The organism is Vibrio sp. S9_S30 (assembly GCF_014694455.1).
Classification (GTDB): Bacteria; Pseudomonadota; Gammaproteobacteria; order Enterobacterales; family Vibrionaceae; genus Vibrio.
In genome coordinates this window covers 67,349-92,246 of the sequence record NZ_JAAUWT010000013.1, presented here as the reverse complement: position 1 = coordinate 92,246, position 24,898 = coordinate 67,349, and the positions used below count along the sequence as shown (strand labels likewise).

Sequence of the window (24,898 nt, the reverse complement as noted above, 5' to 3'; positions counted from 1 at the left end):
TTATGGACGAATGGTAATGAACTCTATTGATGGGTATGGCTTGTAAATCAGTTTTTCAGGCTGATACATTTTTTCCATAAAGAGTGCCGGCAGGGCAGATATTCCCGGCGTTTCCGCACGTAAAACATAGTTGATCCGGTAATCCTGCTCTTTTTTCATGTTGATTGAAGCAACCAGTCGATCGTTGCGGTATTCCAACATGTCCCACTCACTGCTTTCCATCACGTTAGAGGACTTGATGATGTCCGCGCTATTGGTAAATTGCGGGTTTTCTAGTACGAAGCCAGTTGGAAGGTATTCGACCATCAGCGCATTGTTGGCTTTTTCTTTCAAGTTGTAATCGACGGAAACAATCAATTTATCCCCAACTTTGAGTGGCTGCCCCTTGTAGATGCTGCCATCTTCCAAGCGATAAGAGCGAAGCGCTTGATTGAAGTCGATGGTGGAATTCAGATAACTTGGGTGAGCAAGCCCTTTTGTGACCAGTTGAAGGAAGACGGATTGATCACCGACTAAAGATACCGAGCTCCTTACCGACAGCCGTTCATGCCCCGCCCCTTGGCTGGAGACGTTTCTTTCAACCCTCTTTTCGTTAGCAGCGTTCTCGCTAATGCCTTTCTCGTGAATGATCAGCTCGATGGTTTCGTTCGAGTCGTCTTTTAAGGCAAGACCCGCTCTCACCAGTGCCATGCGCTCTTGCGTGCTTAGGTAAGATTTACTCGCCGATAACTCCATGACTCGAATGGCAAGGCGATCCCTTAATGCGAGCATGTCGGGGCTAAGCTTCATGACTTTTTGCACATCTTCGAGAATGGAAATCGTCAGTGCCAAATCACGAACATCGCTTCCATACTCATAATACGATACGCGGTTTCGCATGGCGTCGGATTCCGCCCATGATAGGTATTCCTCGCCCAGTTTGGTTTGCCCGTTTATCAAGAATGCGCCGCCTAAGTGAGCGGCAGACAGCCTAGAAATGCCGTGACTTGATGGGTCTTTTAACGTGGATTGCGTGTTGTAGAGCTGAGCGTTATTCACCAAGCCCGCTTTTGTTCCTAACCAAAGTGCGTAAAAGTGACTGGCATCGGTCGATTGACTTGCCCCGATATAACGCACTAGATTTTCCCGCGCTTTCGCCAGCATGTGTTCAGGGACGATATCGCTATAGCGTGCATTGGCTTCGAGTAAGTATTCCGTCACGTACATGCTCAGCCAAGGGTCGGCAGAGCCATGTTTGCTCCAGAGCGAGAAACTGCCGTTGGCTTTTTGCATGGTCGACAAACGATTCATTGAATCTTCGATAATTTGACGTACAGGTTTACCGTTTGCTGCCTTGGCTTTGACTTGATCAAGGTCGCTGTCTTCAAATAACCATGGCATGGCTTTGCTGGTGGTTTGCTCTGCACATCCATAGGGGTACTGGAACAAGCCGGATGCATGTTCAGCAATATGAATTTGCGGGGAGTGAGAGAAGGTCATGGCTGCAAATTGCTCGGTGAAGTCTTGGTAGTTTTTCCACAAATCTGGCGTTAATTCAAAAGACGGATTTCCGAGGTTTTCGGCGCTGTCGTTGTTTTTCGGCGTTAACGTGATGAGGGTACGTTGGCTCACCATGGGTTGAGCAATGCGAACGGGAACGGTCCAATCTCGTACTTGACGATATTGACTGTTATCTTCCCCTGTCGCATGAATGGTTAACTTGAGTGTGATGGTGTCTGAACTCGACTGAATCTGACCAACCTCAAAGGGGATAGGCACGCCTGTGCGTTCACCATCTTGAAGCGTAAATTCAAAATCTGAATCCCCAGGCAAAGACAATATGTCGTCTGCTGCAATAGAGGCTTTGATCGTCTGGCTTCCCCCTGAGGTATTGAAAATCTCCATAAAGGTCTGGCTAGAATCGCCTGGTGCTAAAAATCTGGGTACGGCAAGTTCAGCCACAATCGGTGCCGAAATCACAACGTTCGACTCTGATTGTCCGAATTGATTGTCGGTAAATGCCATCGCAACGACTTGAGCCTGCCCGTTGTAATCTGGGATATCGATCGTGATATTGGCTTCGCCATTTTGGTCAAATTGAATCAATTCCGACATGATGGTGATGGTTTTGCTTTCGACTACATCCTCTTTGCTGACATTCAAATCGATTTCCTGATCGCCACCATATCGATGGTGAGTGACAAAGGAGTCCGGTCGGGTTTGATAAAAGCGCGAGTACAAATCAATGACGTCACCTTGATAGCGTCTGTGCGAGAAGAACCAATCCGCCATTTGGGGGGGATGGTATTTGGCAAGGTTTACGATACCTCTGTCCATGAGAGAAAGTGTGACCCATGCGCGCGTTTCCACCGCCTTATCGAGTTTCACTTTGATCGTGGCGGGCTCCAGAGGCAGCAGTGTCTCAGCATGTTCAATGGAGACGGGTAATCGACGAGCTTCGCGATCCAGCATTACGGGGGCAACCGCAAAATAGCGCCGTGGTAATGCGGTGCCTGATGGGGATTGATCGGTCGCACTGCTGATTAAGGTCGCGGTTAGGTAAAGATCATGACGGTTGGTGTTCGGGGGCAACGCGATTTGAAATTGGTGCTGACCCGCGGCAATGGTGTGACGCTGCTGAAAAAGAGACTGACCGCCATCCAAGCTGAGCATCAATTCACCCGCTTGTTTGCTGAATAAAGACACTTCAACAGTGTCGCCAGCGTCATAGCGTTTCTTATTTAACGTGAGGGAAAGCTGCTCCGGCTTAACGGGTTGTTGAGCACTTCCTTCATTCCAACCAGCCCAAAATGGGTAGCGTGTAATGGTGCCCTCTTCGGTGCGAAGCGTGAGCCGATACTGTCCCCAGTCAAGCTTAAACTGAAGCGGTACCGATTGGTTGGCAACGGTGTTAATTTGGTTTGTTTGCACTGGTCGCCATTGGTCGTCACTGCGAATATCCCAGCCACTGCTTTCACTGTATACCCAGTAATAACCGCCCGCATTGCGTTCCAATTGGTAATCGACTTTCCCCGCTTCCAGTTGTTTTCCATCACCGCTGAGCAACGCCACGTGAAATTCTACAGAACTGTACGAATCAATCTCACCTTCAGGTGCTTTAAGCCCGGCTAATTTCTTTCCAGACCAAAGCTGGCGCTGCTGGCTGCGAGACACGCTGGCGCCTCCGGTTTCGAACAGTTCAAAGGTGAAGCGAGCGTTAACCGGAGATTCCATTAATGAGGCTTGATACAGAGGAAAAGTCAGTGAGTATTTGCCTTGCTCATCGAGTTGAATGTCATCAATGCTCTCTATGTCACGCCAAGGCGAGATAGAGAATGCTTGCCCAACAAAATACTCGCTGAACGTCGTATTGAAATGGTTCGTTGGGCGATAGTCCGCACGAATCGAGACTCGGTTTTGCGCCGCCGGAGAACCAAACAAGTATCGACCATCAAGATCAGCGGTGACGCTTTTGGCTCCGAGCTCAATGCTCTTGGGCAGATCGACCGTGAGATCCATTCTTTCAGGAACGAACTCACTGACATTAAAGGTAAAGGTGCGGATAGGCGACTTGGCTTTCTTGTGCAGCTTTATCTGAGCGGTCCACTTACCCAATGGCGCGCTGCTTGGAATGGCGTAATCATCTCGGTAAAAACCACTTGCGGCACTTGGGCTTAACCAACGACCCGCCGCAACGCTTTGGTCGGGTTTGATGTATTCCACATACAGGCGGTGAATATCGGGAGAGATCTCACCATCTTGGTCTCTGGCAATAATGTTCAATGGAAGGACGTCACCAGGGCGGAATAAATCACGATTGGAATACACAAACGCTTCATGATCTTGGTATGGACGCCCCGCTACTTTGTAGTCAGACAAATCCAGTGGCATCTCTCGCAGTGGCAGCACGCTCACTTCTTTGCCTTTCTTAACGAATAGGATGTCGCCTTGTTTTACCTGATAGTCAAATTGCGCAAAGCCTTCTGTGGAAATCCCTAAATCGGTTTTCGACCCATCGGAGTGATAAACCGAAATGTGAGCCTGTGTCACGGGATCAGAGTTCGATAGCGACGAAAGCTGAACCGCCAAATATTGAGGAAACACTTTGGTTTGAATACCAATGTCAGTTAACGCGATCTGAATGGCTTTTTCGCTGTCGTAACTGAAACTTCCCGTCGGTTTGACGATCAGCAAGTACCAGCCACTGTCGAGCTCGGGGGGCAAATAGAGTTCCGAATACTGAGTTTGATTGGTGTGTGTTTTCTCAATATCAAAGCTCAACTCGGTGATGGGTTGAGTGGATTTAGTGAGCCGATTCAGTGTCCAGCGATCCGGCGAGGTAGAATAGTGGGAAGCATTCAGGAAACGAGCAGGGTCGCTAACTTTAAGGATTTCGACGGAGACTTGTTCAACGTTCGTTGTCGATATTGGGACACTGCGTTTGCCTTTAGAAGGCACAACCGGTCCACGCCCAATCACCTCTAATGTCGGATCTTTCCTGTGTATGGTGACTTCTTGAGTCGAGGCGCCGTTGTATGTTAAGTCGTGATTGAGCACCACAAGATAGTCTTGACCCACCTCGATATCGGTGTAAATCAGAGCATTATGAGTTTTGCTGAGCTGCCATGTGTTTGGGAGTGGGAATTCAACGCCTTCGTCTTGCCCCGTCTCTGTTTGTTGACTCGTTCTTATTTTCTGATTCGTTCTTATTTTCTGAATAGTGACCGCATCTTGATACGGCACCTCACCATCAAATTGCACAATAATGGCCGGTGCACCATTGTGGGTATAGTCACCAATATAAGAAATAGAGGGGGTTCCCCAACTGAGAAATGACCAGAAGGTGAATGTCATAGCGAGCGTAAATTGGGCAAATCGTCTCATGGTGGTTCCTTTACCGTGATAGGTCACTAAAGAGAAAAGTCACTGAAAACCAAAATGTGTAAGTCGTTGTCACCCTAATAAGTCAATGAGCTCTTGGGTGAATAATGCACTCAGACTATACAGTATCTCAGTCGGATTGTATAAATTTCAATGCATATGTCCTTGATATCTATAAGCTGACTCCATCACATGTCAGTTTGGTTTGTCGTTTTGGAAGCATTGTCAAAGTTGGGTCAGAAGCTCACGAATCGAGACCTGAAAGGTGAGCGTTGCCTCTTATTTCACTTCTTTCGGTCCCTCTTATCGAATTTCCTCATCTTCAACGGTATACTCAGCCCTTTACAGACATCCGCGTAAGCGTTGCAAGAGCGTAGGACATGCAAGAATATTTAGATTTTATTTCCAATAACCCAATTTTAGCGATGGTGTGGGCAGGTATTGTTGTTGCCCTAATCGCGAACATAGTGAAGAGTAAAACAGCCGGTTACCAAGAAGTATCGGCAAACGAAGTCACCAATATGCTGAACCGTGAAGACGGCGTTGTGGTTGATATCCGTTCAAAAGATGAATTCAAGAAAGGGCATATTACTGGCGCAGTTCACATTTTGCCTTCCGATATCAAAAATGGTTCTACAGCGAGCCTTGAAAAGCATAAATCGAACCCAATCATTGTGGTATGCAAAACAGGTCACACGGCGCAAGCGAGTGCGAATGAACTGAAGAAAGCCGGTTTTGAAAAGGTTTTCGTTCTAAAAAGTGGCTTGATTGCGTGGAATGAAGCTAATTTGCCACTGATTCGTGGTAAGAAGTAATTCACCGATACTCAAATGGTTTTTATGTTCTGACTGGGTCAGTCGGAGCAGTCAAATAAACAAAGGATTTAGACATGGCTGAAGCAGCACCTCAAGAAGCTCAACAAAACTTTGCAATTCAACGTATTTTCCTAAAAGACGTTTCTTTCGAAGCGCCTAACTCTCCTGATATGTTCCAAAAAGAATGGAACCCAGATGTCAATCTGGATCTAGACACTCAAAGTCGTGAGCTAGGTGAAGGGGTGTACGAAGTGGTTCTTCGCTTAACAGTAACCGTGAAAAATGCAGAAGAAACGGCTTTCCTATGTGAAGTTCAACAAGGCGGTATTTTCACGGCTGAGCAAATGGAAGCGGGTCAATTGGCGCATTGCCTAGGTGCATTCTGCCCGAACATTCTTTTCCCATACGCTCGTGAAACGATTTCAAGCTTAGTGGTGAAAGGTACGTTCCCTCAATTGAACCTAGCGCCAGTCAACTTTGACGCGTTGTTCATGAACTACCTTCAACAGCAAGCTTCTGAAGGTGAAGCGCAAGCTTAATCGCTTGAGTGGGCAGTCTAGCAAGATCGGATCGCCACCGTTAAAAATCAATTTTTATGCACATCTGATCTCACGATACGATGTGCATTTTTGTTGTCTACCTTTTCTGTTTTTCGCTAACGACGGCTTTGTCTTAAGCTAACGGGGTTGGAAGTGCGAGCGGATTTAGCCATATTCTCTCGGCAAACCCTGCATGCTTGAGAGATCTGCAAACCTAAGACTACCGAGAGCGGCATGCTAAAGTGACTTAGGTGTATACTATTTTGGACATTCACGACACGTATCAGGTGAAACGATGACACACTCTTCAGCCAACTCAAACAGTACCAATATTAGCTATGGCAAAGACATCGCCATGACGGTCATTGGGGCAGGATCTTATGGAACCTCGCTGGCGATTTCTTTGGCTCGCAATGGAGCGAATGTCATTCTTTGGGGGCACGAGCCAGAACATATGGCGCGTCTTGAATCGAACCGAGCAAATCATGAGTTTTTGCCAGACGTGGATTTTCCACCTTCCCTGATCATTGAAGACGACCTAGAAAAAGCCGTACAAGCGAGCCGAGATTTGCTGGTGGTGGTGCCTAGCCATGTATTTGGCATTGTTTTGCAAAACATGAAACCTTTCTTAAGAGCCGATTCACGCATCTGCTGGGCAACTAAAGGGTTAGAGCCCGAAACAGGGCGCTTACTGAAAGATGTCGCGCAAGAGAAGTTAGGCGAGGATTATGCTTTGGCGGTGTTGTCTGGCCCCACCTTTGCAAAAGAGCTAGCGAAAGGAATGCCAACCGCCATCTCAGTGGCTTCTCCAGACCGCGAGTTTGTGAAAGATTTGCAGGAGAAAATCCATTGCAGCAAGACATTCCGTGTCTACGCCAACAGTGATTTTATAGGTATGCAGCTTGGTGGTGCCGTGAAAAATGTTATCGCGATAGGGGCGGGCATGTCGGATGGCATTGGATTCGGTGCGAACGCCCGTACTGCGTTGATTACCCGTGGGTTGGCGGAAATGACTCGCCTAGGTGCCGCTTTAGGAGCGCAGCCAGAGACGTTCATGGGCATGGCTGGGTTGGGCGATCTGGTTCTAACCTGTACCGATAACCAATCACGAAATCGTCGATTTGGTCTTGCGCTTGGGCAGGGGAAAAACGTTGATACCGCACAAGAGGAAATCGGTCAGGTGGTGGAAGGTTATCGCAACACCAAGGAAGTCTGGTTATTGTCGGAACGAATGGGGGTTGAAATGCCAATAGTTGAACAAATCTATCAAGTATTGTATCAAGGAAAGGACGCCCGCATGGCAGCGCAAGATTTGCTGGCGCGTGACAAAAAAGCAGAAGCATAAAGTGACTGAAGCATAAAACGACTGAAGCATAAAACGGCGTTGCGCTTTACTTCGTTATACTTTGCTTAGTGACACTTTGCAGAGATAAGACATCTATTTCAAGGATGATTGGAATACCACAATGAATCTATGTGAAAAACAAAAGGTCTGGGAGACGATAGTCCGTGAAGCACGTGAACTATCAGAGCAAGAGCCGATGCTGGCGAGTTTTTATTACGCCACTATCATAAACCACGACAGTTTGGGTGCGGCACTGAGTTACATTCTCGCCAACAAGCTGAAAACGACTTCGATGCCAGCCATGGGAGTGCGTGAAGTGGTGGAGCAGGCATTTAATTCCGATCCAGAACTTACCGCTTCAGCCGCCTGTGATATTTGTGCAACGGTCAACCGCGACCCCGCCGTTGCTATGTATTCCATGCCACTTCTCTATCTTAAAGGGTTTCACGCTCTGCAAGGCTATCGCGTGGCGAACTGGCTTTGGAAGCAGGGTAGAGTGGCATTGGCCACATACTTGCAAAACCAAATATCCGTTGCGTGTCAGGTAGACATTCACCCTGCGGCCAGAATCGGAAGAGGCATTATGCTTGACCACGCAACAGGTATCGTTATCGGTGAAACGGCGGTGGTAGAGAATGATGTTTCCATACTTCAGGACGTTACATTGGGTGGTACAGGTAAAGAAAGTGGCGATCGCCACCCGAAAATTCGTGAGGGTGTTATGATTGGTGCGGGGTCAAAAATTTTGGGTAATATTGAAGTCGGTGAAGGAGCTAAGATTGGTTCTGGCTCGGTTGTTCTTCAGCCCGTTCCGGAGCACACGACCGTGGCAGGCGTACCCGCTAAAGTTGTGGGTAGACCCAAAAGTGACAAGCCTTCTCTCGATATGGACCAACAGTTCAACGGAAAATCTCAAACGTTCATTGGCGGAGATGGCATTTAGCCAATGTAATGAAAAAGACCACTTGAGTAATCATCGCCCAAGTGGTTTGATACGTTCAAGCGGCTTAGATTTTTATCTTAAGCTCCAGAATTCTAATTATAAAATCAATAACGTCGGTTAAATGGAACACTCCCAATTATTTAAAACACTTGCTCTGCATGCGCTATTGCATCTTCAATTTCAAATCCAGCTAAAGCCACGTGTTGTCGCGGGCACACTGGCGAAAAACGATGTTCTCATCCGCTGGTTTAAACCCAAGTTAAAGCTCAATAAGTACAAGTCGATCCGTAAGCAAATAAAATTGTTTGTTAACTTAAGCAAGCATTCCAGCTCTAATCTTGAGCGGTTTTTGGAAGGTTTGGTGATGGGGGAAGATGGGAGACCTGGCTACCCGCATCTTGATGGCTACTTATTGTTAGTGAACGAGATTGAGAAAAAACTGGGAACGACAGTGGTGTTGTCCACACCTGAAGCGCTGGATCTGGACCACAATAAAAACGGCAACCTTGTCGCAGTGTTATCTCGGGATCTCAATGCGCATTTTAACGACGCCAATCAGCTTCAAACGTCTATTCCGATGCTGTTTCGAGGTCATTTAACGCATCGACACACGTTTCTTGGCAGTATCTACGCCAATGGTCAATTTGATTACGAAGTGGAGTACGAAGACGACAGTTTTATTCGTATTCTTCTGTCTGCCAAAGCTGAAAGCTAATCGTCGTCAAGTGCTTTCTATTGCTTGGCATTTCTAGCGGCAGTTATCTTCCCAAATTCTATCGGCTGCTTTCTCTGCAATCATGATGGTAAAGGCATTGGTGTTGCCCGATACGTCTCGCTATTTTTATCGCATCCACTACGACACGTTGGTCGCGTTCGTCCGGCAATAAACCGGGTGCTGAGAAAGACCAGTACCTGAAAACAAAAAGACCAGCCGAGGCTGGTCTTTTTTAGGTATTCTGGACAATCAGAATTACGCTTTTGCTTCAGCTGCGGCTTTAGCGATAGCGACGAAACCTTTAGGGTCTAGAGAGGCACCGCCCACTAGCGCGCCATCGATGTCTGGCTGTGCGAAGTAAGACGCTGCGTTTTCTGGCTTAACAGAACCACCGTATTGGATGATCACTTGCTCAGCGACTGCCGCATCTTTTTCGGCGATAAGTGCACGGATAGAAGCGTGAATACGCTGTGCATCGTCTGCTGTGGCTGCTTTACCTGTGCCGATCGCCCAGATTGGTTCGTAAGCGATGATTGCACCATTCAGTGCTTCGACACCGTAAGCGTCGATCACGGCGTTGATTTGGCGAGCGCAGACGGCTTCCGTTTCGCCTGCTTCGTTTTGAGCTTCAGACTCACCGATACAGAATACTGGCTTTAGACCGTTTTCTTTAAGGAACGCGAACTTCTTAGCAACAAACTCATCAGACTCAGCGTGGTATTCACGACGCTCAGAGTGACCGATGATGATGTGAGTCGCACCGAAATCTTTTAACATTTCAGGAGAAGTGTCACCTGTGAATGCGCCGCTGTTGTTTACATCTGTGTTTTGCGCGCCCAAGATGATTTTGTTGCCGCCTTCTTTGATTAGACGCTCAGCTAGGTCGATGTAAAGTGCAGGTGGAGCAACGGCAACGTCTACACCAGTTACGCCTTCAAGTTCAGCATTCAGGCCATTGAGCAGTTCAGTGACCATTGATTTGCTGCCATTCAGTTTCCAGTTACCCATCACTACAGGACGACGCATAGGAATATCTCCATTAATTAATGTAAAAAATAAACGTGATTGCGGAAGAATATAACAGATTAATACGGCTAAATCATGACTGGCGTCATGTCTTTCCGTGATCTGGTTGTAAGGTTAGATCTGATGGTGTTGTCAACAAGATAAAATCCAGTGATCAGGCAGGCAATTTCATGGTTGGGCTGCGCTAAGGCGTTTAATTTCCTGTATGTTAAGCCCAATCACGGAAAAGATGAATAAGGACGAGCAATGCCTAACTTGGTGATGGAGTATTCGAATTCGGTCGATGAGCGCGTGAATGTGCAGTTGTTGTTGGAAGAGTTACATCAAGTGGCGATCAGCAGTGGTTTATTCGACGTATCTTCAGTAAAGTCTCGAGCGCTGCGTTGCCACCATTGGTTGGTGGGCGACCAAGAAGATTCGGTGGATTTTATTCACATTACATTTGAGTTATTGTGCGGTAGAACCGAAGAACAAAAGCGCGCGTTGTCGCGTCAGTTGATGGAGACATTGCAGCAGCAAGCCAGCGAGGTTCATAGCTTGACCATTAATGTCCGTGAGATGGACACCAAATGTTTTCAAAAAGTGCTCAATTGAGCGAAGGTAAGTAAAAGATGTCGATGAAGCAGTATTTGTTTTCTTTTCACGGGCGTATTGGGCGTCAGGTTTTCTGGATCTGGAATGCGTTCTATTATCTTATTGTTATTGGGTTTAGCTTCGGAGTGGGGGCATTATTTCCAGACTTAGGGAACGTGATTGCTATTGTCTTCTTAGCGTTCATGCTTTTCCCTGACTTGGCGATAACCGCTAAACGCTGGCACGATAGAGGAAAATCTGTGTACTGGCTCGCCTTGCATATTCCGGTGATTGCTGGTCGCGTACTGGTCCCTGTTGCCGCGCCAGGGGTTGAAATCCAAACATCACCGCTTGAAATGATCGCGTCTATCTTGGCGTTGGTGGCGGGATTATGGATTTTTGTGGAATGTGGCTTGCTGAAAGGCGACGACGACGAAAACCAATATGGTGCCCCTCCACTCAAATAAGCCAAATCCTACCTATTGTGATAGTGCAGAGCTAAACGACAAACGGACCCAAGGCGGTCCGTTTTGTGTTTTATACTCCAATGAGCTTCAAATGCTGAATTCAGCAGGCGTTGCTTGGGTGCACCTCGTTATTGTTTTCGTTCTAAGTTGAATGGAACAATATCGGCGGATTCCTTATAGACATCGCCATACAAAGCATTTTGGAATTTACCAATTTGAGTGGTGAGCTCGTTCATTAGTGCTACGTTGGCATGGTTTGGGTTTTTACATCGGTCGATGACTCGTTCGATGTGAGTTTGTTGTGCCCGCAAGCGAGGCTGCATTTCGGTCGATGCGCAGGTGATCATCTCATCACACATCTTCTGTCGAAATTGATTAAATGCTTCTGGGTCATCCTGAGCCAGAGCGACAAGCTCCTCAAATGGAGGTAAAGTTTGATCATATTGAGCGCGTCCCATCTGCACCCTCCTACTTCTTTGTTACAGCACATGATCAGAGCATACGATAAAATCAGCTCAAAAAATGTACTTCAATTGCTCAATTACCACTCTGTCTCATTATTAATATATGCAAATATGAGCTTATTTCTTTGTGATAAATTGAGCCTTCGGCGTAAGTTTTTGATGCAATTGGGAAATTACTGGGGGATGATTTGGTAACTGCAGCGACGCTTTCCCTGAATGATGTGCTCGGTTCGTGTTACTGAACATTCTTTTCCTAAAAGCTTACGAAAGACATTCAGTTCAGATAAGCAGAGATGAGGACACCGTTTTGCCGCTCGGCAAATAGGGCAATGATTTTCGATGAGTGCAAATCCTTGCTCGTTTTTAAGCAGTTCAACCATATAACCTTCACGATCGCGGAGCTCAGTAAGCACGTTTAGCTTTTCTTCCAATGTCTTACAATGTGCCATGGCGGCTTGGTATTGTCGAAGTGTGGTTGCTTCACGTTCTGCGGCGACTTTTTCCATCCCTTCTTTGCCAAACACTGATTCCACGGCATCAATCATATTGATCGTCAGGTCGCTATGACCATCAAAAAACTGTGCATGACCTTTATCGGTAAGTGACCAATGGCGTGTCGGGCGCCCGACTTTCGCCTTGATATCATCAAAATCTAAGAACCCATCGTCCTCTAGACTCTGAAGATGCTGGCGTGCGCCCATCGTTGTCATGGATAAATCTTGTGAAAGTTTTTTGGCTGTGATGGCGCCTTCACGTTTGATTTTATTCAGAATCCGATCAGTGGTTTTCATGTTGTCCTTACCTCTAGCTTGATAACTATTATGAGGTATGAGGTTAATAAAGCAAACTCTTGATTAATCCTGTGTCGCTTTGTTGCCCTAGGAAATAATAGGCTAAAAACAAAAAGCGCAGCCTATAAAGGGCTGCGCTAATGATAAATAGATTATCGCTTACAGAATAAAGTCGCGAATTTCATCATCTTTCCGGTCAAGATAATGGGTAGACTGAATGCGGCGAATCGTACGACAACGACCGCGAATTAATAACGTCTCTGTTACAGCAATGTTCCCCTGGCGTGAGATGCCCTCGAGCAGATCGCCTTTAGTAATGCCTGTTGCGGAGAAGACGACATTGTCGCTGCGTGCCATGTCTTCCATGCGTAAAACGAGACCAGCGGTAACGCCCATTGCTTTGCAGCGTTCTAATTCCTTTTCACCATGAGCACGATTTTCCGGCGTGTCCCCTTTAACTTCGTGACGAGGCAGTAAGCGCCCCTGCATGTCGCCATCCAAGGCACGAATAACCGCAGCGGACACCACACCTTCCGGTGCGCCACCAATGCAGTACATCACGTCCACTTCGCTATTTGGCATGCACGTTAAAATGGATGCAGCAACATCGCCATCTGGCACGGCAAATACGCGGACACCCATTTGCTGCATTTCTGTAATTACGGCGTCGTGACGAGGTTTGGCGAGTGTCGTTACCGTCAACGTATCCAGTGTTTTCCCTAAAGCGGCAGCGATGTTGACTAGGTTTTCGGCTAAAGGTTTGTTTAAATCTATCGCGCCTTTTGCGCTAGGTCCCACGACCAATTTTTCCATGTACATGTCCGGTGCTTTCAAGAAGCTGCCTTTTTCACCCGCCGCCAATACTGCGAGTGCATTAGATTGCCCCATGGCGGTCATACGAGTCCCCTCGATGGGGTCTACGGCAATATCAACGGCGTCACCGCCAACACCTACATGTTCACCAATGTAAAGCATTGGAGCATCATCAATCTCGCCTTCTCCAATGACAATCTCACCAGAGATATCGGTTTTATTGAGAAGGGCACGCATGACTTCAACAGCGGCACCATCAGCAGCGTTTTTGTCGCCTCGACCTAGCCATTTATAGCCAGCCAGTGCGGCGCCTTCAGTTACTCGGGAAAATGCCATCGCCAAATCGCGTTTCATGTGGACTCCAGATACCAGACAAAAAATAGAGAAAGAATTGGCGGCGATTCTATCATAGCCCTATTCAAACGTTTGCGATTTTGCCTTGGAAATCCCGCGTCGCTTGCCCAGCATCAATTTTTAATGGTCAATATGGTTGAGATGATTAGCGAACGTCAAGATTTGGTTAAATATCGATTTTTTTTTAACCAACTGAGCATAGATCACCAATTTTGAACGTGTGTCTATCAAAGATGCTGAGTAGAATGTGGGGTAATTTGTGAACTTTCATTCACGCAGACCGAATCAAAATAAACAGGTGACTAACATGTCTTTAGAAGTCCTAGAGCAGCTAGAAGTAAAAATCCAAACCGCAGTTGATACTATCGCACTTCTACAAATGGAAGTGGAAGAATTGAAAGAGCAAAACGCTCAATTGAGTTCTGAAGCAAACGTACTGAAAAGTAACCGTGAAGAGCTAGAATCGCAGAACATGAAGATGCGTGAAGAGCACGCTGCTTGGCAAGAGCGTATTCGTAATCTTTTAGGAAAGATGGACGACGTAGAGTAAATCACGCCTAAGTTTGCCCCATGATTTTATAGCGTTGTCAGAAGTGCTCATTTACATTTGTAAATTGCGCGCTTCTTCTTAGTTCTAAAAATAGGAGCGGTACTTAGACATTGATTTCTGGTTGGTAGGTTGAAAGATCAACTTGCGTAGATTTAGACCTAACAATGTAAAAAAAGCAGCCGATGGCTGCTTTTTTGGTATGAGTAAGGAGAAGATAGTGTTTATTCTTCTTCTGAGAAGTCCTCTTCTTCATCTTCGCTTTCTAAATCGGAATCGAGTGGCTCTTGGGAGATGATAATGCCTGTATTGTCTGCGTAGAGGTAATCTTCTGGAAGGAAAGTCACGCCACCAAAATTAACCGCAACATCGATTTCACCGATGCTTTGCTGCGCAGCGCCTACTGGGATGGAAGCGAGCGCTTGAATGCCGATATTCATGTCTTCGAGTTCATCGACTTCACGAACGCATCCGTAAACGACAATGCCTTCCCATTCATTTTCTTCTGCTAAGGACGCCAGATCCGCATCGATTAAAGCACGGCGTAGTGAGCCGCCTCCGTCGATGAGTAAGACTCTGCCTACACCGTCTTGTTCTAGTACCGTTCGTATTAAACCGTTATCTTCAAAGCATTTTACGGTTATAAGCTGACCCGCGAACGAGGCACTGCCACCAAAATTACTGAACATAGGTTCCACTACATCGACTTGATCCAAGTAGATATCACATAGTGCTGAGGTGTTGTATTCCATAAGCAAGGTCGTCTTCTGTTACACAGTTCTGTATTCGAGTATATATGCCTCGGAAGTCATTGCAATGACAAGGCTCAATTATGTCATCAGAGTTTGACCCGTGATCACGATTGAGAATAAGAGGTTAGTTATCAAGGCACATTTAACAATGACGGGCATCATGGGTGCCAGTTCGGTTGGGGAGGTCGCCGCCAGTACTGCTCGACCATGATTTACCACTAGGGTTACGGCCAGCAACATACTTAACCACCAAGCTAACGCTGTATTTTGTAACGCCAAAAAAACAATGAAAGGGGCTATGCCGCCAGTTAACAGTAGCATGTGGTAGCGTTTGGCACGTTCGGCTCCAAGGCGAACCGCCATGGTTCGCTTTCCACACGCGGCATCATTGTCGATGTCTCTCATATTATTGATGTTAAGGACGGCAACGGCCAACAGCCCACAACCTATTGAGGGCAAGAAAATGGTGGCATCAATAAACCCAGTATGAAGAAAGAAAGTGCCCGCAACGCCAAGAAGCCCGAAGAAGATGAACACGGACAGGTCCCCCAGGCCAATATAGCCATAGGGTTTGTTACCAACGGTATAGGCAATGGCAGCCACAATGGCGAGCAGTCCGAGTGCCAGAAAGGCGGCGATACTGGTGGGGGATTGCAGGGCATAAAAAATGAGAGCGAGTCCAGACAGTATCGTGATGGCAATATTGATGAGAATGGCACTTTTCATGGTTGCTTCGGTGACGGCCCCCGATTGCATCGTACGGACGGGCCCGATTCTATCTTGATTGTCAGTGCCTTTTAAAGCGTCACCATAATCATTGGCTAAGTTGGAGAGCACCTGTAAAAGAATCGCAGTCAGCAAAGCCAATAGCATCACTGGAAGAGAAAAGTGGCCATTGAATAAAGCTAAGCTACTGCCTGTTGCGATAGAGGCAAAGGCTAAAGGTAATGTTTTAGGGCGAGCGGCGGCCAGCCATACGTTTAATGATTGTCTCATGCTTCGCACATCGTTGCTCGATTTGCATCCAGTATAACAACGACTTAGTTGGGGGAATACAAAAAGCCCGCCTAAGTGCGACGGGCTTGTTTTATATCAAATATGAAATGCTTATAGAATCATTTGGTTCTTATAGAATAAAGCGGCTTAGGTCTTCATTTTCTACAAATTCACCGAGCTTGGATTGCACGTAGTCGGAATCTATCGTCAACGAACTTCCTCCTTTTTCGGTGGCTTCAAATGAGATCTCTTCCATCAAACGCTCCATCACCGTATGCAAGCGTCGAGCACCGATATTTTCCGTGGTTTCGTTGACTTGCCATGCTGCTTCTGCGATTTGTAAAACCCCTTCTTCCGTGAAGTTAACGTCGACAGACTCTGTGGCCATTAGGGCTGAGTATTGCTCAGTCAGTGAAGCTTTAGGCTCGGTCAGGATACGTTTGAAGTCATCGCTTGTTAGGGCTTCCAGCTCGACACGAATAGGCAGGCGACCTTGCAGCTCTGGGATCAGATCGGATGGCTTCGCGACTTGGAATGCACCGGAGGCAACGAACAGAATATGGTCGGTTTTTACCATGCCGTGCTTGGTTGATACTGTACTGCCTTCAATCAAAGGAAGCAGATCACGTTGAACACCTTCGCGAGACACATCAGGACCAGAGCTCTCCCCACGTTTACAGATTTTGTCAATTTCATCGATGAATACAATGCCATTATTCTCTACATTATAAATGGCTTGTTCTTTCAGCTCTTCTTGGTTGACGAGTTTTGCCGCTTCTTCTTCAGCCAGAGCTTTGAACGCGTCTTTGATTTTCATCTTACGGCTTTTCTTGGTATCGCCAGCCAGGTTTTGGAACATGCCTTGAAGTTGGTTGGTCATTTCTTCCATGCCTGGAGGTGCCATGATTTCCACACCCATTTGAGGCGCGGCTACTTCAATGTTGATCTCTTTGTCGTCCAATTTCCCTTCACGCAGTTTTTTGCGGAAAATCTGACGAGTATTGGATTTGTCTTCGGTGTTTTCGCTTGAACCCCAGCCTTCACGTGGCGGAGGAAGTAACGCGTCCAGAATGCGTTCTTCAGCTTGTTCTTCAGCGCGGAATTTGACTTTTTCCATCGCTTGTTGGTGAGTCATCTTGATCGCGACATCAGTCAAATCACGAATAATGGTATCGACTTCTTTGCCGACATAGCCCACTTCGGTGAATTTTGTTGCCTCTACTTTTATAAAGGGGGCATTGGCTAACTTCGCCAAACGGCGAGCAATTTCCGTTTTACCCACACCTGTTGGACCAATCATTAAGATGTTCTTCGGCGTGACTTCTGCACGCAAACTTTCTTCGAGTTGCATTCGACGCCAGCGGTTACGCAGGGCAATCGCGACAGCGCGCTTGGCTTTGTCTTGACCGATGATATGACGATTTAATTCGTGAACAATTTCTCTAGGTGTCATTTCAGACATAGGGTAATCCTTATTATTCTTGCGCCGCGGTGTCGAGTTCTTCAATGGTATGATGATGGTTGGTGAATACGCAGATATCGCCAGCAATGGTCAGTGATTTCTCAGCGATTTCACGGGCATCCAACTCTGTATTTTCGAGTAGAGCCGTGGCCGCGGCCTGAGCAAAGTTGCCACCAGAACCTATGGCGATGAGATCGTTTTCAGGTTGGACCACATCACCATTACCCGTGATGATCAGCGAGGCTGTTTCATCCGCTACGGCGAGTAGAGCTTCAAGTTTTCTTAGTGCGCGGTCACTGCGCCAGTCTTTTGCCAGTTCTACGGCTGCTTTTGTGAGATGACCTTGATGCATTTGCAGCTTGCTTTCAAACCTTTCGAAAAGAGTGAAAGCATCAGCAGTACCGCCAGCAAATCCAGCCAATACTTTATTATTGTAGAGGCGGCGCACTTTCTTTGCGTTGCCTTTCATGACCGTGTTACCCAACGAGACTTGACCGTCTCCAGCGATGACGACTTTATTATTTCGGCGTACAGATACGATAGTAGTCACTTTTATTAACCTTTTAATTCGCTCGCAATATAAATCGGATATGAGGGCAGCAGAGAAAAAAACAAGGGAGCCAAACGGCTCCCTTGCGAATTTAATGTTGAACGCGGTGCTCTATTGCGACTCTTTCCAAATGGCGCAGGGCTCTATTTTGGCGCGTTGAAGCTTGTGACGATCACGCTCGGCATCGCGTTTTTTAGTATACGGTCCAAGCACAACACGGTACCAGCTGCTGTCTTCTTTTTTACGGATTTTGCTGCTAATGCCTTGAAAGGCTATGTCAACCTTGCGTGCTTCTGCCTGTTCAAGTGTTTTGTATGCGCCGCACTGCATTATGTATGGAACATCTGATACCACTTGCTCTTTGGCTTCGACTTGTACTTCACGCTTTGGAAGTGAATCGACGTACTCCCACTTTTCTTCCGGTGGTGGTGGCAGCGGTTTAGGTTTGCTCACTGGTTGTTTCGGTTTCTGAATCACCTGAGATTGGGGTGGTTCTGGATCTAGGCTGAGCATATAAAGCACATAACCAAACCCGCCAGCAAGTAAAATGGCGATAAGACCAGCTTTCCACGGCTTTTTGTTGGATGTTTGCTTTTTGGTAGGCTTCTTTTGCCCACGCCCTCTTCTTACGTAATCTTTATTTGCCACGGTCTAACAGCTTGCAGTCAATAAAAAACGGGTAACATGGTAATCCAGAATGGATCTGGAAAACCAGTGTTACCAGTGAAAAGCTTGCAGGCGAGTCCATTTTCGAGGCGTTAGTTTCTCGGTGGCGCTGCGCTTTCTCGGATTTTTAAGTGTGTTTCCAGCAAGCGTGAACCCGCATGAACATCACGACCTTTTAAGATTTCAAGCAACATTAGCATCGCTTGTCGACCAATCTCATAGCGTGGCTGAGTGATGGTCGTCAGTGGAGGATCGCAGAATTCAGCGAACTGAATATCATCGAAGCCTACGACGGATAAATCTTGAGGTACTTTTAATCCTGCGGCTTTTGCTCCTTTGATGGCCCCAATCGCCATGGCATCGTTATGACAGAATACCGCGGTCGGTGGCTCGGGTAATGAAAGCAATTTAGTGATCGCCTTATGACCCGATTCAAAGGTGAAATCTCCCATCTCTTTATAAGTGGGGTTCATCGTAATGCCGGCTCTTCTCAGAGCTTGTTGATACCCTTGGTTTCTAAACTGACATAGGGCAGCATCATCTGGTCCTGATATCTGAGCAATTTTGGAGTGACCCATTTGCGTCAGGTAGTTGACCGCCTCGAAAGACGATGTCAGATTATCGATATGCACCGTCGGCAATTCCAGTTCCGGCGCAAATTCACAAGCCATCACGAGTGGTGGCAGGTTCTTTTGTTCCGGCTTGCTGACGTCGAATGGCAAGTGCGTACCTAAGAGCAGCATGCCATCGGCCTGTTTCGTGAAAACCAAGTTAACCAACGAGCTTTCTCGTTTCTTTTGCTGACCACTGTCCCCCAACAGTACGAGGTACCCATTTTCCACAGCTACATCTTCAATACCACGGATGATTTCAGTGAAATAGGAATCACAGATGTCGGGTACAATTGCAACGATCGTTTTGGATTCATTACGTCGTAAGTTTCTTGCCAGTGAATTCGGTGAATAACCAGCTTCCAAAACGGCACTCTCTACACGTTTACGGGTAGTTGATGAGACCTTTTCAGGGTTCATCAGAGCTCGTGATACGGTTGCAGTCGAAACTCCTGCTAACTGGGCAACATCCTTCATTGTCGCCATAGTAAATCCTTCATTGTCGCCATAGTAAGTTGTCCTCTTTATTTTTCATGGCTGTAATAGCATTTATAAGATTTTATCTAACGCTGACGTGAGCAACTTTTTATTGGATATTTTATGCTCTAAATTAAGATTAATTTACGGGCAGATTAACAAATTTTACATATGTGGCGTGACACCAATCACATAGGATCATATTCATTTTCTCACACAAGCAACAAAATACCGTTGAGTAACAGAACTGACATCACATCAATTTACAGAGATTTTATTTTTTAGCTAAGATCTTGGGGTTCAATATCGGTTGTCCAGCGCACTTTTTTGGCCAATGGGAGCGCATCGATGGCGACTTTTGAGCTGTATAATAATTTCTGCATCAAAGAACGTGATGGGGCTCTCAATATTAGCTGCCAGCGTGACTTACCTGCTCGCCTTGCTAGTGGTGCTGGCATTGGCCCTAACACCATGCACTCGTTGTTAATAATAGGGTTGGATTCAATGGTTTGCCGAACTTGCCTTAAGAATTGTTCGCCGGTTTCCTCATGATTTGCTTCGGCGCGAAATAAGGTAAGGAAAGCGTAGGGGGGAAGTAAGGCAAGTTTTCTTTCTTCAAGTGCCGTTTGAGCAAAATGCCCATAGCCTTTATGAAGAAGCGCTTGCAGTAGTGGATGTTCAGGGTGATGGGTCTGTAAGATAACTTCACCGGCTTTACTGGCTCGCCCTGCTCGTCCTGATACTTGAGTAAAGAGCTGTGCCAGCCTTTCTGATGCTCGAAAGTCACTGCTATACAATGAGCTGTCGACATCGATAAGTGCGACGAGCGTGACGTCTGGAAAGTGGTGACCTTTCGCCAGCATTTGCGTACCAATAAGGATTTGATATTCATTGTTTCGAATGGACTTTAAGGCACTTTCTAAACTGCCCTTGCGTCGGGTGCTGTCTCTGTCTATGCGAATGACCTTAAACTCGGGAAATAAGCTGGCAAGTTGCTCTTCTAGCTGTTCTGTACCAACACCAACGGAAACCAGTTGTGTCGAACCACAGCCTTGGCACTGATGCAATACGGGGTGCTGAGCACCACAGTGGTGGCATCGCATCTCCCTGCTATTTTGGTGAAATGTGTAATACGCATCACAACGATGGCATTCGGCAATCCAACCACATTCATGGCACATGAGGGCGGGTGAGTAACCTCGGCGATTGAGGAACAGCATGACTTGGTTACCAGCCGTTAAGTGTTTACGCATGTCCGCAATCAGTGGGGCAGACAAGCCACTCTCGAGGTATACCCCTTTAACGTCGAGCACTTTATTGGTCGTTGGCATTGCGGCGCCAGCGCGGTGAGTTAACGTTAAGTGGTGGTACTTACCATTCAGCGCATTATGGAGTGTTTCGAGGGCGGGAGTGGCACTGCCTAAAATGACAGGGATTTTTTCTTTAGCTGCCCGCATCACGGCAACATCTCTGGCGTGATAACGCAAACTGTCTTGCTGTTTGTATGAGGCGTCGTGCTCTTCATCAACAATAATGATGCCAAGGTCTGCAAACGGCGTCAGTAATGCCGAGCGAGTACCGATGACAATGCCTGCGTGTTTATCGCGTGCCGCTAACCAAGCATTCAGACGCTCGGTGTCGTTTAATCCTGAATGAATGACTTCTACGGGGACATTAAATCGGCGTTTGAATCGATTGATGGTTTGAGGGGTTAAGCCAATCTCTGGCACCAAAACCAGTGCCTGTCTCCCCTTGTCTAGAACCGGTTTAATCATATTCAAATAAACTTCGGTTTTCCCTGAACCGGTGACCCCTTCTAACAGAAAACAGCCAAAATCGTGATGGCTGTTCACGGCGGCAATGGCGACAGATTGCTCTTCGTTGAGTGTTGGTTTTTCTTCAGTGTTTTCTACTTGCTTCGTCCAGTCTATGGCAATAGGTTTGCGGTCTATCTGCTCTATCCAGCCCTTCTCTAACAAGGTTTTCAAGACTTGACCGGATATGTCATTGTCGAGCATCATTTGGTGGGGAACGGTGCCATTGGCGACGAGGTGCATTGCTTTGGCTTGTTGGACGGCTCGACCAAACCCGCTCATGATCTGATCTTTACCAGAGTGAGTAATAGCCCATTCTTTTAAGGTACTAAAGTCAGCAGGCTTGCCTTTCCTTAACAAAGTTGGCATGGCATTCGCCAATGTGTCGCCTAACGGATACAGGTAAAACTGGCTGCACCATTGTAAGAGAGAATAGAGGGAACTTTGCCAAACTGGTGATTCATCCAGTACTTTTTTGATGCCTTTGAGTTGATGAACGGGAAACTCAGACTGGCTTACGAGCTCTGTGACAATACCAACCAAGGTTTGCCTGCCAAAAGGCACACTTACGCGTCCTCCAATCACTGGAAACTGATGAGGGGCAACAAGGTAATCAAATTGCTTGTCCAATGGTACGGGCAAAGCGACTCTGGCAATAGAAGGGCGCATAAATCTGTTATAAAGAACCGGATAGGAATGAGGTGAGTATAACCGAGTAAGATTGGCTAAGTAACCTATCCATCCAATCTGGCGGGTTCCCAGATTTGCTTACCCATAGGGTAACGGGAGGCAAGTTGCCTTTTAAGCGAAAATAGTTGGCGAAAAAACTATCAAATAGGTTGATCCTTCCCTAATGTTTCATTAATATACTGCGCCTTGATGATGTGGTCAGACCGCATCGATTTATCTGAAACTACGTGTGGTGTCCGGCATAGATTCGGATGGCGACACGGCCCAATTTGAGGTTATCCCATGAAAGTAGGTATTCACCCAGAATACAAAGCGGTTGCAGCAACATGTTCTTGTGGCAACACTTTTGAGTTCAAAACAACTCTAAACAAAGAATCTATCCACCTAGACGTATGTGACAAATGTCATCCGTTCTACACAGGTAAGCAGCGTATCGTTGATACAGGCGGCCGTGTTGATCGCTTCAACAAGCGTTTTGGTGCTCTTAGCAGCAAGTAATTACGAACTCGTAATACTGACCAAATTTGAAAGGACGCCTTGGCGTCCTTTTTTCGTTCATGAAATCACGGTTTCTTGATTTAGCTCTCGGTTAAGTGGTCTTAGCTCTTTCAAAATGACTTCTCTTTTACTTTAGTAATCTATGAAGATTGCAAGTCATACTTTAGTATAATGATCGAGTCGATATTATATTTGCGGTCGGCTTCAACTCATAATGTAAGAAACACCTTTTACCTAACCCCAAAACAATAATTGGAACGTCCCCACATGTCCGAAGACAATAGCCAACAAGATTTTCGCCAACAAGCTCTGGATTATCACGCGCAACCTACTCCCGGTAAAATTTCCGTCGAACTCACCAAGCCTGCCAATACGGTGGAAGATCTTGCGCTGGCTTACAGCCCTGGTGTAGCAGAACCTGTACGAGAGATCGCACAAAATGCCGATAATGTTTATAAGTACACAGCCAAAGGTAACATGGTGGCTGTGATTTCTAACGGTACAGCTATCCTTGGGCTGGGTAACCTAGGCCCCCTTGCGTCGAAACCTGTGATGGAAGGTAAGTCTCTTCTGTTTAAACGTTTTGCCGGTCTGGACTCTATTGATATCGAAGTGAAGCATCGTACGATTGACGAATTTGTAGATACTGTCGCCAACATTGCGGATACTTTTGGTGGCATCAATCTAGAGGACATTAAAGCTCCGGATTGCTTTGAAATTGAACAGCGCTTAATTGAGCGTTGTGATGTGCCCGTTTTTCATGATGATCAACATGGTACAGCCATTGTGACCGCAGCGGGCATGTTGAATGCTATTGAACTTCAAGGTAAGAAACTTGAAGACGCGACGATTGTTTGTTTAGGTGCGGGGGCCGCCGCCGTAGCTTGCATGGAATTGCTGATAAAGTGTGGTGCACAACGTGAAAAAATTTACATGTTGGATCGCAAAGGGGTCATTCATACTCGTCGCAATGACCTTAATGAATATAAGCAATTATTTGCAAACAACACGGATAAGCGCACACTGGAAGATGTCATTGAAGGTGCCGACCTGTTCTTGGGGGTATCTGGTCCCGATTTATTGCCTGCTGAAGCGCTAAAATTAATGGCGGATAAACCAGTCGTTTTTGCGTGTTCTAACCCAGATCCAGAGATCAAACCAGAGTTGGCACATCAAGTTCGCGATGATTTGATCATGGGGACTGGTCGAAGTGACTACCCAAATCAGGTCAACAATGTTATTTGTTTCCCATTTCTTTTCCGAGGTGCTTTGGATGTTCGCGCCAGTGAAATCAATGATGAAATGAAACTCGCGGCGGTGGATGCTATTCGACAGTTAGCAAAAGAGCCAGTACCAGAAGAAGTGAAAAAAGCAGCCGGCGTCTCAGAATTAGAGTTTGGATCGGGTTATATCATCCCTAAGCCTATGGATGCTCGTTTGCTCCCACGAGTCGCAAAAGCGGTGGCGCAAGCTGCTATTGATTCAGGGGTTGCTCGCATTGAAATGCCTGAAAACTATATGCAGTAGATAAATCAATGCAGTCGATCAATCAAGGCAATAGAGAAAGCACCCCCGCGTGAAACCCAGCCCCGCAGGAGGGCAAGCAAGTTCATCGCCAAATGGCTTGTTGAAAATAAATGAAAAAGGGGATAGTTCATTCCATCCCCTTTTTCTATTCTTCGTCGTAGGCTTCGTATTCGATCCCCATTTCCGTCATGATTTTTTTCACTTCACTCGGGATGTCGTCAGGGCGATCTTTTCGCAAATCTTCATCTGTTGGTAACGGCTGGCCGGTATAAGCGTGTAAAAAAGCTTCACAAAGCAGTTCGCTGTTGGTGGCGTGACGCAGATTGTTAATTTGGCGGCGTGTTCTTTCGTCTGTAAGGACCTTAAGGACTTTTAACGGAATCGATACTGTAATTTTTTTTACTTGTTCGCTTTTCTTACCATGCTCAGCATAGGGGCTGATGTACTCGCCATTCCAGTCTGCCATTGCGCACCTTCAATTATATTTATCTAAGTTATATGGCTACTCTACTCCGCACAGAAAACGGTTTTCATGTGTTTTAGTGACTTAGCCGTTCATTAAGATGCAATTTTAGCGACTTTTACTGCCACAAGCAAAGACAT

General features: G+C 46.6%; 23 protein-coding genes. 10 read left to right on the top strand and 13 right to left on the bottom strand.

Annotated features, from left to right (window positions below):
* Window positions 1-4,863, bottom strand: coding sequence for an alpha-2-macroglobulin family protein (locus HC752_RS16065; RefSeq protein ID WP_190336184.1), 4,863 nt, complete (start codon window positions 4,861-4,863; stop codon window positions 1-3).
* Between the two features lie 377 nt (window positions 4,864-5,240).
* Between HC752_RS16065 and HC752_RS16060 the strand changes: the two genes are divergently transcribed.
* The 5 genes from HC752_RS16060 (at window position 5,241) to HC752_RS16040 (ending at window position 9,217) form a co-directional block, all read left to right on the top strand.
* Entirely contained in the window at window positions 5,241-5,675 is a 435-nt protein-coding gene (locus tag HC752_RS16060; RefSeq protein WP_190336183.1) for a rhodanese-like domain-containing protein, read from the top strand.
* Window positions 5,676-5,749: 74 nt separating this feature from the next.
* The gene (secB, locus tag HC752_RS16055) at window positions 5,750-6,214 is read left to right on the top strand and encodes a protein-export chaperone SecB (protein WP_190336182.1); all 465 of its coding nucleotides are present in this window, start codon (window positions 5,750-5,752) and stop codon (window positions 6,212-6,214) included.
* Window positions 6,215-6,509: 295 nt separating this feature from the next.
* Window positions 6,510-7,559: an NAD(P)H-dependent glycerol-3-phosphate dehydrogenase gene (gene gpsA, locus HC752_RS16050; RefSeq protein ID WP_190336181.1), complete on the top strand. Its 1,050-nt coding sequence runs from the start codon at window positions 6,510-6,512 to the stop codon at window positions 7,557-7,559.
* A 121-nt stretch (window positions 7,560-7,680) separates the two neighbouring features.
* A complete protein-coding gene (gene cysE / locus HC752_RS16045; RefSeq protein ID WP_190336180.1) occupies window positions 7,681-8,502 on the top strand; it encodes a serine O-acetyltransferase in 822 nt (273 codons plus the stop codon).
* Between the two features lie 121 nt (window positions 8,503-8,623).
* Window positions 8,624-9,217, top strand: coding sequence for a DUF2913 family protein (locus HC752_RS16040; protein WP_190336179.1), 594 nt, complete (start codon window positions 8,624-8,626; stop codon window positions 9,215-9,217).
* Window positions 9,218-9,472: 255 nt separating this feature from the next.
* Here the strand turns inward: HC752_RS16040 and tpiA are convergent, their stop codons facing one another.
* Window positions 9,473-10,243, bottom strand: a complete 771-nt coding sequence (tpiA, locus tag HC752_RS16035) for a triose-phosphate isomerase (protein ID WP_190336178.1) — start codon at window positions 10,241-10,243, stop codon at window positions 9,473-9,475.
* A 246-nt stretch (window positions 10,244-10,489) separates the two neighbouring features.
* Here tpiA and HC752_RS16030 point away from each other — a divergent pair, with 246 nt between their 5' ends.
* Window positions 10,490-10,837 carry a 5-carboxymethyl-2-hydroxymuconate Delta-isomerase gene (locus tag HC752_RS16030; protein WP_190336177.1) on the top strand — a complete coding sequence of 116 codons (348 nt, stop codon included), beginning with the start codon at window positions 10,490-10,492 and terminating at the stop codon, window positions 10,835-10,837.
* A gap of 17 nt (window positions 10,838-10,854) precedes the next feature.
* On the top strand, window positions 10,855-11,283 hold the full coding sequence (locus HC752_RS16025; protein WP_190336176.1) for a DUF805 domain-containing protein: 429 nt from the start codon (window positions 10,855-10,857) through the stop codon (window positions 11,281-11,283).
* A 128-nt stretch (window positions 11,284-11,411) separates the two neighbouring features.
* Here HC752_RS16025 and HC752_RS16020 read toward each other — a convergent pair whose 3' ends face one another.
* The 3 genes from HC752_RS16020 to glpX form a co-directional block, all read right to left on the bottom strand.
* A complete protein-coding gene (locus HC752_RS16020; protein ID WP_190336175.1) occupies window positions 11,412-11,741 on the bottom strand; it encodes a DUF3135 domain-containing protein in 330 nt (109 codons plus the stop codon).
* 179 nt (window positions 11,742-11,920) lie between these two features.
* Window positions 11,921-12,538 carry a helix-turn-helix transcriptional regulator gene (locus HC752_RS16015; RefSeq protein ID WP_190336174.1) on the bottom strand — a complete coding sequence of 206 codons (618 nt, stop codon included), beginning with the start codon at window positions 12,536-12,538 and terminating at the stop codon, window positions 11,921-11,923.
* Between the two features lie 159 nt (window positions 12,539-12,697).
* On the bottom strand, window positions 12,698-13,705 hold the full coding sequence (gene glpX / locus HC752_RS16010) for a class II fructose-bisphosphatase (RefSeq protein ID WP_190336173.1): 1,008 nt from the start codon (window positions 13,703-13,705) through the stop codon (window positions 12,698-12,700).
* Between the two features lie 307 nt (window positions 13,706-14,012).
* Between glpX and zapB the strand changes: the two genes are divergently transcribed.
* Window positions 14,013-14,255, top strand: a complete 243-nt coding sequence (zapB, locus tag HC752_RS16005; protein WP_190336172.1) for a cell division protein ZapB — start codon at window positions 14,013-14,015, stop codon at window positions 14,253-14,255.
* A 221-nt stretch (window positions 14,256-14,476) separates the two neighbouring features.
* On the opposite strand, the gene rraA is transcribed toward zapB, so the two are convergent.
* The 7 genes from rraA to priA form a co-directional block, all read right to left on the bottom strand.
* Window positions 14,477-15,004, bottom strand: a complete 528-nt coding sequence (gene rraA / locus HC752_RS16000) for a ribonuclease E activity regulator RraA (RefSeq protein WP_190336171.1) — start codon at window positions 15,002-15,004, stop codon at window positions 14,477-14,479.
* 78 nt (window positions 15,005-15,082) lie between these two features.
* A complete protein-coding gene (locus HC752_RS15995; protein WP_190336170.1) occupies window positions 15,083-16,000 on the bottom strand; it encodes a 1,4-dihydroxy-2-naphthoate polyprenyltransferase in 918 nt (305 codons plus the stop codon).
* 130 nt (window positions 16,001-16,130) lie between these two features.
* Window positions 16,131-17,462 (bottom strand): HslU--HslV peptidase ATPase subunit, encoded by a 1,332-nt coding sequence (gene hslU / locus HC752_RS15990; protein ID WP_190336169.1) that lies wholly within the window; start codon window positions 17,460-17,462, stop codon window positions 16,131-16,133.
* Window positions 17,463-17,475: 13 nt separating this feature from the next.
* A complete protein-coding gene (gene hslV, locus HC752_RS15985) occupies window positions 17,476-18,012 on the bottom strand; it encodes an ATP-dependent protease subunit HslV (protein WP_190336168.1) in 537 nt (178 codons plus the stop codon).
* 111 nt (window positions 18,013-18,123) lie between these two features.
* Entirely contained in the window at window positions 18,124-18,660 is a 537-nt protein-coding gene (locus HC752_RS15980) for an SPOR domain-containing protein (protein WP_190336167.1), read from the bottom strand.
* A gap of 110 nt (window positions 18,661-18,770) precedes the next feature.
* On the bottom strand, window positions 18,771-19,775 hold the full coding sequence (gene cytR / locus HC752_RS15975) for a DNA-binding transcriptional regulator CytR (RefSeq protein ID WP_190336166.1): 1,005 nt from the start codon (window positions 19,773-19,775) through the stop codon (window positions 18,771-18,773).
* 272 nt (window positions 19,776-20,047) lie between these two features.
* Entirely contained in the window at window positions 20,048-22,249 is a 2,202-nt protein-coding gene (gene priA, locus HC752_RS15970) for a primosomal protein N' (RefSeq protein WP_190336165.1), read from the bottom strand.
* Between the two features lie 303 nt (window positions 22,250-22,552).
* On the opposite strand from priA, the gene rpmE reads away from it, so the two are divergent.
* Window positions 22,553-22,768, top strand: a complete 216-nt coding sequence (gene rpmE / locus HC752_RS15965) for a 50S ribosomal protein L31 (protein WP_190336164.1) — start codon at window positions 22,553-22,555, stop codon at window positions 22,766-22,768.
* A 267-nt stretch (window positions 22,769-23,035) separates the two neighbouring features.
* Complete coding sequence (locus tag HC752_RS15960) at window positions 23,036-24,295, top strand: malic enzyme-like NAD(P)-binding protein (RefSeq protein WP_190336163.1); 1,260 nt, start codon at window positions 23,036-23,038, stop codon at window positions 24,293-24,295.
* A gap of 145 nt (window positions 24,296-24,440) precedes the next feature.
* On the opposite strand, the gene metJ is transcribed toward HC752_RS15960, so the two are convergent.
* Complete coding sequence (gene metJ, locus HC752_RS15955; RefSeq protein WP_190336162.1) at window positions 24,441-24,761, bottom strand: met regulon transcriptional regulator MetJ; 321 nt, start codon at window positions 24,759-24,761, stop codon at window positions 24,441-24,443.
* Between the last annotated feature and the right edge of the window lie 137 nt (window positions 24,762-24,898).